This window comes from Cupriavidus sp. D384, assembly GCF_001652915.1.
Lineage (GTDB): Bacteria > Pseudomonadota > Gammaproteobacteria > Burkholderiales > Burkholderiaceae > Cupriavidus.
The window spans coordinates 18,424-32,708 of sequence record NZ_BBQI01000098.1 but is presented as its reverse complement, the minus strand read 5'-3'; the positions used below and the strand labels follow the sequence as shown (position 1 = coordinate 32,708).

Sequence of the window (14,285 nt, the reverse complement as noted above, 5' to 3'; positions counted from 1 at the left end):
CCTGCCTCCTACCCGCGTTGCGACAGCTTCCAGCCCGGGCGGATGAAGTGGCAGGTATAGCCGTTGGGAATCCGCTCCAGGTAGTCCTGGTGCTCGGGTTCGGCCTCCCAGAACGGTCCCGCCGGGGCGATTTCCGTTGCCACCTTGCCCGGCCACAAGCCCGACGCGTCCACGTCGGCCGCGGTCTGTTCGGCCACGGTCTTCTGTTCGTCGTCGAGGTAGAAGATGGCCGAGCGGTAGCTGGTGCCGATATCGTTACCCTGCCGGTTTTTCGTCGTCGGATCGTGGATCTGGAAGAAGAATTCCAGAATCTGGCGATAGCTGATCTGCTTCGGATCGAACACGATCTCGATGCCTTCGGCATGCGTGCCGTGATTGCGGTAGGTGGCATTCGGCACGTCGCCACCGGTATAGCCAACGCGGGTGGTCAGCACGCCAGGGTAGCGGCGCAGCAGGTCCTGCATGCCCCAGAAGCAGCCGCCGGCCAGGATCGCGGTTTCGGTTTGAGTCGTCATCGTGGTTTTTCATCGCAATACATCGAGCCTCGTAATATACGCATACCCCACGAAACCCGCTGACCGCCATGAATTCTCCCCGACGCGCACAGGGTGTCATACAGATCCTGCAGCGCGAGATCGCCGCCTGCACCGAGTGCGCCGCCGACCTGCCTGCCGGGCCGCGCCCTGTGGTGCAGTTCAGCGGCACGTCGCGGATCGTCGTCATCGGCCAGGCGCCGGGCTCGCGTGTTCATGCCAGCGGCGTGCCGTTCGACGACCCCAGCGGCGACCGGCTACGGGCCTGGATGGGAGTGACCAAGGATGCGTTCTACGATGCATCGCGCATCGCCATCATGCCAATGGGGTTTTGCTACCCGGGCAAGGGCAAGAGCGGCGACCTGCCGCCCCGGCGCGAATGTGCGCCGCTCTGGCACCAACGCGTGCTGGACTGCCTGCCCGCCAACCGGCTGACGCTGCTGGTCGGCACCTATGCCCAGGCCGCCTATCTGCCCCGTCAGCCTGAACGGCTCAAGCGGTCCATGACCGAACTGGTAGCCGATTTCCGAAGTTTTGGTCCAAACGTGTTTCCGCTGCCCCACCCATCGTGGCGCGTAGTGCTCTGGATGCGCCAGCACCCGTGGTTCGAAGCAGAGTTATTGCCTGCGCTGCAGGCTGCCGTGCGGGCACGGTTGTCAGCCTGAGGCCCCTGTGGCCAATGTCGTGCGCGCGTGGCGTGCGCCAGCAGGCGGACGGGCGAAGGTGCCGCAGTGCCGATGCCCGTCCTCACCCCAGCGGCAGCGCGGTACTGTAGAGCACCTGCTTCAGCGCAAAGCTCGACCGGATGCTGGCAACCCCCGGAATCCGCGTGATCTGATCGATGATCAGCCGCTCCAGCGCTTCCACATCGGGCACCACCACGCGCAGCAGGTAGTCGGCATCGCCCGACATCAGGTAGCACTCCATCACCTGCGGCAGCGCGCCGATCTTCCGTTCGAACGTGTCGAGCGTCTCGCGGCGCTGCTTGTCCAGCGAGACGGAGATAAACACCACCACCTTCAGGCCCAGCCGCCGGGCATCAAGCAGCGTCACGCGGCGAGAAATCACGCCGATCTTTTCCAGGCGCTTCACGCGTGCCAGGCATGGCGACGGCGACAGGTTGATACGGCTCGCCAGTTCCACATTGGTCAGGCTGCCGTCGCGCTGCAATTCCCCCAGGATCCGGATATCCGTGGCGTCAAGATCGATGTCCAGCATGTTTCGCTTCATGAATGATATTTGCCGGCATTCTATGCTGTATCCGTGGGCAGTGACAGGGCGATGCGGACAATGCTGCGGTGCGATGAATCGTAGACTTTTGGACATACGGCGAGTCATTCGATGACGCATCAGGCCGCCCCGATTCCACGCCCTTTCATGTCCGTTTTCTCCTCCGCCGGCAGCGCCCGCTCTGCCACGCTCAAGTCGTTTCTGCCGTTGATCGGCGCCGTCATCATCTGGGGCGGGAACTGGCCCGTGATGAAGTTCGGGCTATCGCATGTCAGCCCCTTGTGGTTCGCCGTCTTGCGCTTCGGCTCGGCGGCCCTGATCAGTCTTGTCGTACTGGGCGCGCTGAAGCGGCTGCGCCTGCCTTCGCGCCAGGAATGGCCGCTGGTGTTCAGCGTTGGCTTGCTGCAGATGGCCGCCTTTACCGCGCTGGCACTCTGGGCGCTGCAATACGTGGCGCCGGGGCGCGCCTCGGTGGTGGCCTATGCAACGGCCATCTGGGTGATTCCGCTGTCATCGCTGGTGCTGGGCGAGCGCCCATCGCGCTGGCAATGGCTGGCAACAGGCTTCAGCTACGCGGGGATTGGCGTGATCGTGGCGCCGGCGCTGGGCGGCTGGGAGCTGCATACGGTGTTGGGCCTCACGATGCTGCTTGGCGCATCGTTGGCATGGTCCGTCAGCATCATCCATCTGCGCGCGCATCGGCATGTGCGGCTGGGCGCCGAGATGATCCCCTGGGAATGCGCGGTGGCAACGGTGCCGCTGGTGCTGCTGGCCGTATTGCGTGACGGCGCGCCGGACCTGGGCGCCATGAGCGAAATCTGGCCTGCCATCGTCTATACCGGCCCCCTTGCCACGGCGCTGACCTTTATCGTCGTGCTGAACGTGACCCAGTCGCTGCCGCCGGCTGCCACGTCTATCGCCATGCTTGGCGTGCCCTTGCTAGGGCTGGTGCTGTCGGCCGTGGCCTGGCACGAGCGGATTTCGGCGGATCTGTCGATCGGCCTGGGGCTGATTGCGCTGGGCGTGGTGACAACCGCGCTGGCGCCCCGGCTCGGACGCCTGCGGGCGCGCTGACACGCTTGCTCAAGGTTCGACGGACAGCTCGCGCTTGAGGGTACGCAGGACAAAGGTGGAATGGCTGTGCCGCAGCCCCGGCAGCTTGTATAGCTTGTGGCGCAGGAATTCCTCGTAGCCTTCGGTACCCGCCACCGCCACCTTGATCAGGTAGTCGTACTCGCCCGTCAGCAGATGGGCTTCCAGCACCTCTGGCAATTCGGCCAGTGCCTCGCCAAAGCGATGCAGCATATCGTCGTCATGACGGTCCAGCGTGACCTCGATCAGCACCGTATCGGGCAGGCCCAGCGCCTTCTGGTTCAGCAATGCCGCATACCCGCCGATTACCCCGGCATCCTCCAGCGCCTTGACCCGGTTCCAGCAGGGCGTGGCGGACAACCCCACGCGCTCGGCCAGCTTGGCATTGGAGATGCGCCCGTCGCGGCGCAGTTCGCGCAGGATGCGGCGGTCGATGTCGTCGAGTTTGGGAACGTTTGTCACGGCAATCACGCAGGCAAGGATGAATTCACCGCCAATCTACACCATAAAGGATGATTGTTCTCCATCCGGACGCCGATTGGAGAAATTTCAGAAGCTCATTTTGCGGCCTGGCTGGTAAATTTACCGGACCCCTTGCGAATCACATCGCACCCCGTCACGCACCACCGGAAACTGCCATGGCCGCCCTTCATCTTGCCCTCCGACTTGACCGCTCCAACCTGAGCGACACCTTCGGCAGCCTGGAATGGGTGCTCGCCAATGCGCGCCGCACGGGCCTGTCGCTGCAGCAGATGACGTTCGATGCGGGCCGCGCCAACGTGGCACGGCTGGTGTGCCAGGCCGATTCCGTCGAGTTGCTGGAACTGTTCGTGCGGCGCGTGGCCCACGGCGTAGACCTGGAAATCGTCGATGCCGAATTGACTGACGACCAGGAAACCCTGGCCGAATCCGAAGCGTTGGCGGCCTGACTACGCTGTGCGCGGGCTGTCTTCGAGCAGTTCGATACCATCCAGCTCCGCCGCACACGTCTCGCGCACGATCGATACGAAATCGTCCACATAGGGCCGATCCGCCATCGCGGTTGGCAGCACCGCATAGAGTTCGCTCCACAGCCCCCTGGCGCCAATACGCTTGGACAGCACGTAGTCGTGGTCGACGTAGTTCTTGACGCCCCAGTTCGGCAGTGCCGCCACGCCGCGCCGGCTGGCCACCAGTTGCAGCACGGCCACGGTCAGTTCGGCCGTGCGCCGTTCCAGCTTGATACCGGCCGGCTCCAGCACCTCGCGGATCAGGTCGATCCGTTGCTCCGGCACCGGGTAGGTGATGAGCGTTTCCCCCGCCAGATCCGCGGCCTCGATACGCCGCTTGTTGCGCAGGCGGTGCTCGTTGGCAATGACCGCCAGAATTTCGAAGCGGAACAGCGGCGCCACGGTCAGCCCGCGCTTGGCCGGGGGCTTCGACCCAATCACCATGTCGGCCTTGCCCTGCGACAGCAGCGCCAACGGATCGGCATGAAAGCCCGCCACGAGGTCGATCTCCACTTCCGGCCAGCGGCGTCGGAATTCGTCCATCACGGGCATCAGCCAGTCAAAGCAGGTGTGGCATTCCAGCACCACACGCAGTTCGCCCCGCGTGTCGCTTTTCAGGCGTAGCAGGTCGCGCTCGGCAGCGCTGATGGCTGCCAGCGTATCGCGTGCCAGTGTCAGCAGCCGCTCACCGGCCGGGGTAAAACGCAGGCCCTGGCGCGTGCGATCGAACAACGCCATGCCGTAGTGGGCCTCGATGGCCTTGATCTGATGGGACAGCGCCGACTGGCTCACATGCACGCGCTCGGCCGCCGTCGCCAGCTTGCCGGCGTCCGCGATCGCCACCAGTGACCGGAAATGGCGGACTTCAATCATCGCGGCCGCTCCCCGCAGTCGGATCAGTGAGTTGAATGAAATTCATAATTTGTTTAAAACATGTCGCTTGATTCATTCTAGCCGCGAACCGACACTGTGCGCCAGATCAGACATCACCGGAGCACGGCATGGCACGTACACACGTTTTGGGATTTCCGCGCATTGGCGCACGACGTGAACTGAAGTTCGCGCAAGAGGCGTTCTGGCGCGGCGAAACATCGGAAGGCGCGCTGCGCGAAACGGGTGCCGCGCTGCGCCGTCGCCACTGGCAACTGCAGGCCGATGCGGGCCTGGCCACGGTGGCTGCGGGCGATTTCGCCTGGTACGACCAGATGCTGGGCCTGACCACGGTGCTGGGTGCCCTGCCCAAGCGCTTCGGCTTTGATCCGGCCGCGCTGACCCTGGCGCAATACTACGAACTGGCGCGCGGCAATGCGGCCCAGCCGGCCATGGAGATGACCAAGTGGTTCGATACGAACTATCACTACATCGTGCCGGAACTGGACGCCGACAGCACCTTCGACGGCGGCGCCAACTGGTACTTCGACGAAATTGATGAAGCGCTGGCGCTGGGCCTGTCCACGCGTCCGGTGCTGATCGGGCCGGTGACGTATCTGTGGCTGTCCAAGTCGCACGCGGCGGGCTTCGACAGGCTGAGCCTGCTGCCAAAGGTGGTGCAGGCCTACCGGCGTCTCCTTTCGCAACTGCAGGCGCGCGGCATTGAATGGGTGCAGATCGACGAACCCGCGCTGTGCCTGGACCTGCCGCCGCAATGGCTCGATGCCTATGATCGGGCCTACCCGGCGCTGGCCGACGCCGGCGTGAAGCTGCTGCTGGCTACCTATTTCGATACCGCCGCCGATCACGCCGCCCGTATTGCCGCCCTGCCGGTACATGGCTTCCATATCGATCTGGTACGTGCACCCCAGCAACTGCCGGCCTGGCAGGCGGTGCTGCCAGGCAGCGCCGTGCTGTCAGTGGGAGTGATCGACGGCCGCAATATCTGGCGGGCCGACCTGCGCAAGGTGCTCGACATCGTCCGTCCGCTGCACGCCGAACTGGGCGACCGCCTGTGGCTGGCGCCTTCCTGCTCGCTGCTGCACGTGCCGGTATCGCTCGATGCCGAAGTCCGCCTCGATCCGGAGCTGAAGGACTGGCTGGCGTTTGCCACGGAGAAGCTGGACGAACTGCATACGCTGTCCACGGCGCTGAACCTTGGCGAAACGGCTGTGGCGGAACAGCTTGCCGCATCGGATGCCGCGCAGGCCGCGCGCCGCACGTCGCGCCGCGTGGTCAACCAGCAGGTGCAGAAGCGGCTGGCGGCCGTGACGGCCGACATGGCCGACCGCGACAGCGCATTCGACGTGCGTATCGCCCGCCAGCGCGACGCGCTGAAGCTGCCCGCGCTGCCCACCACGACGATCGGCTCGTTCCCGCAGACCGCCTCCATCCGCCAGACCCGCGCAGCCTACAAGCGCGGCGACATCGGCGCGCTGGACTATCTGGATCGCATGCGCACCGAAATCGAACTCGCCGTGCGCAAGCAGGAGGCGCTTGGCCTTGACGTGCTGGTTCATGGCGAAGCCGAGCGCAACGATATGGTCGAATATTTCGGCGAACAACTATGCGGCTATGCGTTCACCGAAAACGGCTGGGTGCAAAGCTACGGTTCGCGCTGCGTGAAGCCGCCGGTGATCTTTGGCGATGTGTACCGTCCCGAGCCGATGACCGTCGATACCGCGCGCTTTGCGCAATCGCTGACCGACAAGCCGATGAAGGGCATGCTGACCGGCCCCGTGACGATGCTGCAGTGGTCGTTCGTGCGCGACGACCAGCCGCGCGCGCTGACCACGCGCCAGCTGGCACTGGCGATCCGCGACGAGGTCTGCGACCTGGAGGCCGCGGGCATCCGCGTGATCCAGATCGACGAGCCCGCGCTGCGCGAAGGCCTGCCGCTGCGCCGCGACGACTGGGCCGCCTACCTGGACTGGGCCGTCAACGCCTTCCGCCTGTCGGCGTCGGGCGTGGGCGACGAAACGCAGATCCACACCCATATGTGCTATGCGGAGTTCAACGACATCCTGCCGGCCATCGCCGCCATGGATGCCGATGTGATCACCATCGAGACCTCGCGCTCGGCCATGGAGCTGCTGGAAGGGTTTGGCGACTTCGACTATCCGAACGAGATCGGCCCGGGTGTCTACGACATCCACTCCCCACGCGTGCCTTCAGTCGATGCCATGACGCGCCTGCTGGAGCGCGCCTGCGAGGTGATTCCGCCCGAACGCCTGTGGGTCAATCCGGACTGCGGCCTGAAGACCCGTGGCTGGACCGAGACCGAGGCGGCGCTTGCCAATATGGTCAGTGCGACGCGCGCCCTGCGCCAGAAACTTGCCGGCCAGGCGCCGGCAAACTGGAAGCGCGTGGTGCGCCAGGCCGGCTCGGCAAACCGCACCTCGAAGCCCGCGTCGCATGTGCATGGCGCGGCATGTGGACCGTCGTGCGCCGGGCAGGCCAGCGCTTGAAAACCGCTTGAGCTTATGCGCTGGAGCGCACGTTGCGTCGCTGTGTCGCATGGCGGCGCGACGTGCGGCTCCGTATCCTTTCGGTCGAGCCAAACAAGAAAATTGCGAGGTCGCGCCGGCATCTGGCGCGATCTTCGACCAAGAGGAATGAAACGAGCCACACCTTGGCGCCGCGTCGCGGCGCTGCCTGCAGCCGCACTGTCCACCGCTGCCTTCGCCCAATCCGCATCCGTCACCGGCGCGGATGCCGCTGCCATCCCCACCCTGCCCACTGTTACGGCCACGGCTGCCGCAGCCGGTTCGCTGACCGCGCCCGGCGTGGCCCGGCAACGGCAGTCGCTGTTCCAGTCGGCCGGGTCGGTCGGCTTTGTCGATGCGCAGTCGTTCACCAATACCTATGCGTACGACCTGCGCGATGTCCTGAAGGACTCACCCGGTGTCTACGTGCAGGAACGCTACGGCCAGGAACTGCGCCTGTCGATTCGCGGGTCCGGCGTGGCGCGCGGCTACCATACGCGCGGCATCGAGATCCTGCAGGACGGCGTGCCCACCAACTTTGCCGACGGCAGTGGTGATTTCTACCAGATCGATCCGCTGGCGCTGTCCGCCGCCGAGGTCTACAAGGGCGGCAACGGCCTGGCCTATGGCAGCACCACGCTCGGCGGTGCGATCAATTTCACCACGCCAACGGCGCTGACGGCCGATGCACAGAACATGGTGCGTGTGGACGGCGGCAGCTTTGGCACCCTACGCGGCAGCGGCCAGGTATCGCGCCAGATCGGTCAATGGGACTTCCTGGCCAATGCCACGGTGAGCCATTCGGAAGGCTGGCGCAATCACGAACGCGGCCAGTACGAGCAGATCAACGCCAATGTCGGCTATCGCTTCAGTCCAGCCGTCGAAACGCGCTTCTACTTCGGCGCCTATATCGTCGATCAGCTACTGCCCGGCGCGCTGACACTGAACCAGGCGCTGACCACGCCGCGCATGGCGTCGGCCAGTGCGCTGGCGGGCGACCAGGCGCGCAACACCCGCACCGAGCGGCTGGCGAACGTCACGAGCATCAAGCTCGATAACGGCCAGATCGACCTGACCACCTGGGGCATCCACAAGAGCCTGTACCACCCGATCTTCCAGGTGGTGGACCAGGACAGCTGGACATACGGCTTCGCGCCGCGCTACACGGGCAACTTCACGCTGGCCGGCATGCGCAACCAGCTGATTGCCGGCGCGCGCTTCTTCGGCGGCAATAACGACGCGCGCCAGTACGTCAACGTCAACGGCAACCGTGGCGCCCAGACGCTGAACGCAAAGCAGGACGCCTACAACTACGAGGCCTACCTGGAAGACCGGCTGTACGTGCTGCCCACGGTGGCGCTGATGGCCGGCGCCAAGGCCTACCGCAACCGGCGCGAATACACCGACTACGGCGGCCTGCCGGGCAATCCGGCGGCAAAGTCCGATGGCGCCACGTTCAGCGGCGTCAATCCGAAGTTCGGGGTGCTTTGGGAACCGAAGCCCGACATCCAGGCCTTTATCGACATCACGCGCAGCGCCGATGTGCCGGACTTCACCGACCTGAGCCAGACCATCGGCACCACCCAGCAGTTCGTGCCGCTGGCTGCCCAGCACGGCTGGACGCTGGAACTGGGCACGCGCGGCAGGTGGGACCGCTTTGCCTGGGACGTCACGGCATACCGGTCGCTGCTGCGCGACCAGTTGCTGCAATACACGGTAAGCGCCGATATCCCGGCGTCGACCTTCAACGCCAACAAGACAGTGCTGCAGGGCGTGGAACTGGGCGCCAGTGCCGACGTGCTGCGCGACGTGGTGGGCAAGGGCGACAAGGTCACCGTATCGCAGATCTGGAACTACAGCGATTTCCGCTTCGACAACGATCCGGTCTACGGCAACAATCGCATCGCGGGGGTGCCGAAGCACGTGCTGCGCACCACGCTGGCCTACAGCCGTAACAGCCGCCTGCGCGTGGCGGGCACGATCGACTGGGTACCGACCGGCGCCTATGTGGACTACGCCAACACGCTCAAGGTCCCGTCATACGTGCTGTTCGGCATCGAGGCCAGCTACGAATTCGAGCGCGGCGTGACGCTATATCTGGACGCCCGGAACCTGGCCGACAAGCGCTATATCAGCGACTTCAGCACCGTTACCGATGCACGCACGGCCAACACTGCAGTGTTCTATCCAGGTGTCGGCCGGGCGTTCTACGCCGGGGTGAAGTACAAGTTCTAGTCCGCCGCCGCGCGCAGTCTCCCGCCGGTGGCGCGAAACGAAAAAGCCCTTCCACTCTGGAAGGGCTTTTTCATGGCCTGCCGGGCGACGCGAATCAGTTTACGCGCTGCACGGCCGGTGGCATCCATTTGCCATCGAGCACGACCTGCTCGGGCCAGTACGCGCGCAGCATCAGGCTGAACGCATCGGGCGGTGCCGGCAGCCAGTTCGTTACCTGGTTGGGCGCGGGGCGCTCGTACTGGATATAGATATCGAGCGAGCCATCACGGTTATAGCGCAGCCGGTCGCGGCTGCCGATGGTGTAGCGCTGCAGGGGATTGCTGGCGAAGGCCTGCTTGTTGTTGTAGGCGCTCAGCGACCAGAACGCCTTGGCCGGCGGGAGCTGGCCCTTGTCGAAATGCAGGACATAGCGGCTGCCGCCATCGAACGGACGGCCCGTTGCATCGGCACGGGCAACCGGATAGACAGCGTCTTCCGCCAGGTTGGCGCCCAGCCCGAACATCGCCACCACCGCACGGCGCTCGAAATCGGCGCCGTACGCGCCGGTGTCGCGCTGCAGTCGCCAGCCGGTGCTGCCCGCCGCGCTCTTGCGTGCGTTGGCGGAGATGGTAGCCAGCGCCGCAGTGGCGCCCTCTTGCACAGCGCGCGCCGTCGACGGCTCCAGCACCGTGGTCTTGAAAGGTTCGCCTGCCTTGATGCCCATGCGCTGCATCTTTTCGAGCATCGCCACGTCATCGGGTCCCGGCGGATTGTCTGGCAGCAACGCGGCCATGCGGCTGAAGAACGCCTGGGCGTCCATCGCCGCCACCTGCTCGGACGGTGGCGTTTCGGTATCGATCAGCCCGGCGCGCGGCGTGGCGGGCGGCGTGGTGCGCGAGCCCTTGCGCCAGGCGGACAGCGGCACCAGCCGGAACTGGTCCTGCAGGCGGTGAACGTTGGCGTAGTCCGCCTTGCTGTTGGTCTGGATCCGGCCAATCAGCCAGACCATGCTGGTCGGCGCGCGCACTTCGGTGACACCCTTGGGCAGCGTGCCTTCCCAGTCCGGGCCGACAATCGCAAAAGCGCCACGGCGCGTGCCCGTCGTGCGCTTGCCCGGCGACGCGAACACATTGGTCCAGGCATCGAGCATCTGCATCACGTAGTAGCGGCCCGCCGTATCGGGCACCGAGAGCACGACCGGTTCCCTGGAAACATCCACCCAGGCGGTCGAATACAGCGTATCCGCGTTCGGGCTCACCACCGTGGTGTACGTGGCATCCGGAAAGGCGCGGCTGTGATTGAATGTATTGACGGGTGTCTTGGCGGTCATCACCTCGCGCGTGACATCCATCAGCACGAGCGGATAGCCATAGGTAAACACCTCGGCGGAGAGCGCCTTCATCGCCTGATCAGATGGCGGCTGCTCGGCGGCCGGAATGTCCCGTGCAGGCGGCGGCGCGGACGCGCAGGCGGACAGGAAGGCGGCAAGCGCGACCACGCTTGCCAGTTGGCGTATCGATCGGTTCATGACCCCGTTTCCCAGTATGGTGGCGGCCTTCCGGGTGGTTTGCACAACGGGTCCGGGGGGGACGCGTGTAGCTCCGGAGGCGCATCTATTCCGAACGAATGATGTGCCTGCGACTCGGCCAATGTCAATGACCAGAGTGCCGGCTTCAGGGGGATACCGAACACTGCCTCCAAGGCATCGGCCGGGGCTTGGGAAATTGTGTGGAAGGCGTCACGCAGGGGGCGCGCACGCAATGCATACGGCTGGGCGCGGGCTTGATGCGGGTTCGACTGGCCGGGGCGCGGTACAGGCCCGGATGGCTGCCTAGATGCCAGACCAATTCGTGACCGGAAATGACGAAGGGCCTCCATTGCTGGAGGCCCTTCCAATAGGTGGCGCGGCTGGCAGGATTCGAACCCACGACCCCTTGGTTCGTAGCCAAGTACTCTATCCAACTGAGCTACAGCCGCACGCGAGGGACGCATTGTATCCCAATTCACCTTGTGCGCAAGCATTTTGTGAAAATTATTTCACTGGCTGCGCGCTGGCTTGCTGTTTGCGGTTACCAGCGATATCTGGCGCCCAGCGTGCCACCCGCATTGCGGCCGGCGCGCGCCTTCATCCAGAGCCTCAGACCCGATGTCGAACTACTGTGTGCGCCGATGTTGAACGAGAGCAGGCCGCGTAGCAGATCGGTGTCGATACGCGTGCCATTGATGTTGATTGTCTTCGCGCGATTGTCCTGCCACCAGTCCGCCTCGACGAAGGGATAGACGCCGTTCAGCCTGGTCGGCTTCGAGCCGTAGAGCCGCACCGCCAGCCCCGTGGCGCTGACCTCCCCGGGCGGCGCATCCCAGTTGCCCGGCACCGGCGCCAGGCCAGGCCGATACGCCATCTCCACGCGAGATTGCAGCGTCATCCCCATGCCGCTGCGCGACAACGGCGCATCGAGCGCGACCGCCATGCTGCGCGCACGGCTATCGATGAGGCCGGTGGCGGTGGTTGCGTCTTCCACATGGACAAGCGGAGCACGCGGCGCGCTGCTGAACCGCTCCACGACACGGTCGATGCTGGCGAGGTTGATCGCGATGGGCTCGGACTCGGGCGCCGATTCCGGCAACGTGCGCGATGCATGCACGGGGATCGGCAAGTCGGGGTCGTCGTCGACCACCACCATGCGCGGCGGCACGATCGATGGCGCGGCGTCTTCCGGCATGGCCGGCGGCGCGGCCTGGTCGGGCGGTGGTGGATCGGGGGCCCGCGCATGCTGCACGAACTGCAGTGCATCACGTCCTGACATGCCGTCCAGGGATTCCTCGGCATGCACCACGGCGCAGACCAGCAGCGCAAGTACGAAACACAGGGGGAGACCGGGGTGCGCAGCATGCAGGCAGGCGCAATGCGCCTTGCCAGACAGCTGTCCGGCACGCTCCTCTCTCCCGTACATCAGCTGTACGGACATGGCGACCACCTCGTCGGGCGTTGTGTGAACCATGCCCGATAAGCTTGAGCATAGGTCAAAGGCCGCGTGATGGTTAGAGCCGAATGTAGGAAACGCCGCCCCCTAAAAGGCGGAGATCGTGGATGAGAGAGACGATGTCGGACGAGGACGCCAAATCGCCAAATTCAAAAGGTGAGGCAGAAATGAAAAAGCCCTGCTCGATGAGCAGGGCTTTCAAATATTGGTGCCCAGAAGAGGACTCGGTCACCCATGCGCGACCCCGGCTTGCGCTTGCAAGCGCGAGCTTTTCGAGTCCCCGCGGGCAGTCCGTAGGGACTGCCCTTTCTGGGCCGGAAATGAAAAAGCCCTGCTCGATGAGCAGGGCTTTCAAATATTGGTGCCCAGAAGAGGACTCGAACCTCCACAGTGTTGCCACCGCTAGGACCTGAACCTAGTGCGTCTACCAATTCCGCCATCTGGGCTTCGTTTCGCTGCATTGCTGCGGCGATGCGAAGAACGTGATTATGCTGAGTAGCACGCACCCTGTCAACACCCTTCTCGCAGAAACTTCAAAAAAAGATCAGTTGCGATGTAGCCCGAAGTCGACTTCCGTGGGCCGGCCCGGTAGCGACAGCGTGGCCGTGGCGGGCGCCGTGCGCGCTACCACCTTTCCTGCGCGCATCACCAGCAGCCGCGTGGCGCGCAGCCGGATCGCCTCGACCGGATCACGGGCCTGCAGCAGCACCAGGTCGGCACGGCAACCGGGCGCCACGCCGTAGCCGTCCAGTCCAAGAATGGCCGCCGGGGTCTCGGTCACTGCCCGGAAACAGGCGCGCATGGCGTCCTGCCCCGTCATCTGGGCCACGTGCAGGCCCATGTGGGCCACCTCCAGCATGTCGCCCGACCCCAGGCTGTACCAGGGGTCCATCACGCAGTCGTGGCCGAACGCCACCGGGATGCCGGCGGCCAGCAGTTCCGGCACGCGTGTCATGCCACGGCGTTTCGGATAGGTATCGTGGCGGCCCTGCAGCGTGATGTTGATCAGCGGATTGGCGATGGCGGCCACGCCAGCCTCGCGCATCAGCGGCAGCAGCTTCGACACGTAATAGTTGTCCATCGAGTGCATCGACGTCAGGTGGGACCCCGTGACCCGCCCCTGCAGGCCCAGCCGTACCGACTCACTGGCCAGCGTCTCGATATGGCGCGACATCGGGTCGTCGCTCTCGTCGCAGTGCATGTCCACGCGCAGCCCACGCGCGGCGGCCTCCTCGCACAGCAGCTTTACCGATGCCGCGCCGTCGGCCATCGTGCGTTCGAAATGCGGAATCCCGCCGACCACGTCGACGCCCATGTCCAGCGCGCGGCGCAGGTTGTCGAGCGCGCCCGGCGCGCGCAGCACGCCATCCTGCGGAAAGGCCACCAATTGCAGATCGAGGTACGGCTTCACACGCTCGCGCACGTGCAGCAGTGCTTCGGTAGCCAGCAGGCGCGGATCGCATACGTCCACGTGAGAGCGGATCGCCAGCAGCCCCCTGGCGACGGCCCAGTCGCAATAGGCCAGCGCGCGATCGACGATGGCGTCCTGCGTCAGCAGCGGCTTCAGTTCGCCCCACAGCGCGATACCCTCCAGCAGCGTGCCGGACTGGTTCACGCGCGGCAGGCCGTACGACAGCGTGGAATCCATATGGAAATGCGCATCGACGAAGGGCGGCGACACAAGCTGCCCCGCCGCGTCGATCTCCTCGCCAGCCGTGGCCGCCAGCCGGGGCTCGACCGCCGTAATGCGGCCGGCGGAAATGCCGATGTCGACGTCGGTGCGGCCGTCAGGCAGGTTGCAGTGACGCAGGATGGTATCGAGCATGG

Annotated in this window: 13 protein-coding genes and 2 tRNA genes; 5 read left to right on the top strand and 10 right to left on the bottom strand. The window is 65.1% G+C overall.

Annotated features, from left to right (window positions below; all coding sequences use genetic code 11):
* Positions 1–8 precede the first annotated feature (8 nt).
* Complete coding sequence (gene msrA, locus A9J21_RS24205; protein ID WP_066739991.1) at positions 9–515, bottom strand: peptide-methionine (S)-S-oxide reductase MsrA; 507 nt, start codon at positions 513–515, stop codon at positions 9–11.
* A gap of 68 nt (positions 516–583) precedes the next feature.
* Here msrA and A9J21_RS24200 point away from each other — a divergent pair, with 68 nt between their 5' ends.
* On the top strand, positions 584–1,198 hold the full coding sequence (locus A9J21_RS24200; protein ID WP_066739988.1) for a uracil-DNA glycosylase family protein: 615 nt from the start codon (positions 584–586) through the stop codon (positions 1,196–1,198).
* A gap of 82 nt (positions 1,199–1,280) precedes the next feature.
* Here the strand turns inward: A9J21_RS24200 and A9J21_RS24195 are convergent, their stop codons facing one another.
* Positions 1,281–1,751 (bottom strand): Lrp/AsnC family transcriptional regulator, encoded by a 471-nt coding sequence (locus A9J21_RS24195; protein ID WP_066739987.1) that lies wholly within the window; start codon positions 1,749–1,751, stop codon positions 1,281–1,283.
* 159 nt (positions 1,752–1,910) lie between these two features.
* On the opposite strand from A9J21_RS24195, the gene A9J21_RS24190 reads away from it, so the two are divergent.
* Positions 1,911–2,837 carry a DMT family transporter gene (locus A9J21_RS24190; protein WP_066740200.1) on the top strand — a complete coding sequence of 309 codons (927 nt, stop codon included), beginning with the start codon at positions 1,911–1,913 and terminating at the stop codon, positions 2,835–2,837.
* Between the two features lie 9 nt (positions 2,838–2,846).
* Here the strand turns inward: A9J21_RS24190 and A9J21_RS24185 are convergent, their stop codons facing one another.
* On the bottom strand, positions 2,847–3,317 hold the full coding sequence (locus A9J21_RS24185) for an Lrp/AsnC family transcriptional regulator (protein WP_066740198.1): 471 nt from the start codon (positions 3,315–3,317) through the stop codon (positions 2,847–2,849).
* A 176-nt stretch (positions 3,318–3,493) separates the two neighbouring features.
* Between A9J21_RS24185 and A9J21_RS24180 the strand changes: the two genes are divergently transcribed.
* A complete protein-coding gene (locus A9J21_RS24180) occupies positions 3,494–3,784 on the top strand; it encodes a hypothetical protein (RefSeq protein WP_066739984.1) in 291 nt (96 codons plus the stop codon).
* On the opposite strand, the gene A9J21_RS24175 is transcribed toward A9J21_RS24180, so the two are convergent.
* On the bottom strand, positions 3,785–4,717 hold the full coding sequence (locus A9J21_RS24175; RefSeq protein ID WP_066739981.1) for a LysR family transcriptional regulator: 933 nt from the start codon (positions 4,715–4,717) through the stop codon (positions 3,785–3,787). It lies immediately after the preceding gene.
* 128 nt (positions 4,718–4,845) lie between these two features.
* Here A9J21_RS24175 and metE point away from each other — a divergent pair, with 128 nt between their 5' ends.
* Both metE and A9J21_RS24165 read left to right on the top strand, forming a co-directional pair.
* Complete coding sequence (gene metE / locus A9J21_RS24170) at positions 4,846–7,242, top strand: 5-methyltetrahydropteroyltriglutamate--homocysteine S-methyltransferase (protein WP_066739978.1); 2,397 nt, start codon at positions 4,846–4,848, stop codon at positions 7,240–7,242.
* A 147-nt stretch (positions 7,243–7,389) separates the two neighbouring features.
* Positions 7,390–9,495 (top strand): TonB-dependent receptor, encoded by a 2,106-nt coding sequence (locus A9J21_RS24165; protein WP_066739975.1) that lies wholly within the window; start codon positions 7,390–7,392, stop codon positions 9,493–9,495.
* Between the two features lie 94 nt (positions 9,496–9,589).
* On the opposite strand, the gene A9J21_RS24160 is transcribed toward A9J21_RS24165, so the two are convergent.
* The 6 genes from A9J21_RS24160 to A9J21_RS24140 form a co-directional block, all read right to left on the bottom strand.
* Positions 9,590–11,002, bottom strand: coding sequence for a DUF1254 domain-containing protein (locus A9J21_RS24160; protein ID WP_066739972.1), 1,413 nt, complete (start codon positions 11,000–11,002; stop codon positions 9,590–9,592).
* Between the two features lie 372 nt (positions 11,003–11,374).
* A tRNA-Arg gene (locus A9J21_RS24155) sits at positions 11,375–11,451 on the bottom strand.
* A 92-nt stretch (positions 11,452–11,543) separates the two neighbouring features.
* Positions 11,544–12,476, bottom strand: a complete 933-nt coding sequence (locus A9J21_RS24150) for a hypothetical protein (RefSeq protein ID WP_197497563.1) — start codon at positions 12,474–12,476, stop codon at positions 11,544–11,546.
* A gap of 40 nt (positions 12,477–12,516) precedes the next feature.
* Entirely contained in the window at positions 12,517–12,813 is a 297-nt protein-coding gene (locus A9J21_RS31165; protein WP_156546115.1) for a hypothetical protein, read from the bottom strand.
* 4 nt (positions 12,814–12,817) lie between these two features.
* Positions 12,818–12,904, bottom strand: a tRNA-Leu gene (locus tag A9J21_RS24145).
* A gap of 98 nt (positions 12,905–13,002) precedes the next feature.
* On the bottom strand, positions 13,003–14,283 hold the full coding sequence (locus A9J21_RS24140) for an amidohydrolase family protein (protein WP_066739969.1): 1,281 nt from the start codon (positions 14,281–14,283) through the stop codon (positions 13,003–13,005).
* Between the last annotated feature and the right edge of the window lie 2 nt (positions 14,284–14,285).

Excerpts from the sequence above, each read along its gene's own strand:
- msrA (WP_066739991.1), bottom strand. The coding sequence starts at position 515 with ATGACGACTCAAACCGAAACCGCGATCCTGGCCGGCGGCTGCTTCTGG.
- A9J21_RS24200 (WP_066739988.1), top strand. The coding sequence starts at position 584 with ATGAATTCTCCCCGACGCGCACAGGGTGTCATACAGATCCTGCAGCGC.
- A9J21_RS24195 (WP_066739987.1), bottom strand. The coding sequence starts at position 1,751 with ATGCTGGACATCGATCTTGACGCCACGGATATCCGGATCCTGGGGGAA.
- A9J21_RS24190 (WP_066740200.1), top strand. The coding sequence starts at position 1,911 with ATGTCCGTTTTCTCCTCCGCCGGCAGCGCCCGCTCTGCCACGCTCAAG.
- A9J21_RS24180 (WP_066739984.1), top strand. The coding sequence starts at position 3,494 with ATGGCCGCCCTTCATCTTGCCCTCCGACTTGACCGCTCCAACCTGAGC.
- A9J21_RS24175 (WP_066739981.1), bottom strand. The coding sequence starts at position 4,717 with ATGATTGAAGTCCGCCATTTCCGGTCACTGGTGGCGATCGCGGACGCC.
- metE (WP_066739978.1), top strand. The coding sequence starts at position 4,846 with ATGGCACGTACACACGTTTTGGGATTTCCGCGCATTGGCGCACGACGT.
- A9J21_RS24165 (WP_066739975.1), top strand. The coding sequence starts at position 7,390 with ATGAAACGAGCCACACCTTGGCGCCGCGTCGCGGCGCTGCCTGCAGCC.
- A9J21_RS24160 (WP_066739972.1), bottom strand. The coding sequence starts at position 11,002 with ATGAACCGATCGATACGCCAACTGGCAAGCGTGGTCGCGCTTGCCGCC.
- A9J21_RS24150 (WP_197497563.1), bottom strand. The coding sequence starts at position 12,476 with ATGGTTCACACAACGCCCGACGAGGTGGTCGCCATGTCCGTACAGCTG.
- A9J21_RS24140 (WP_066739969.1), bottom strand. The coding sequence starts at position 14,283 with ATGCTCGATACCATCCTGCGTCACTGCAACCTGCCTGACGGCCGCACC.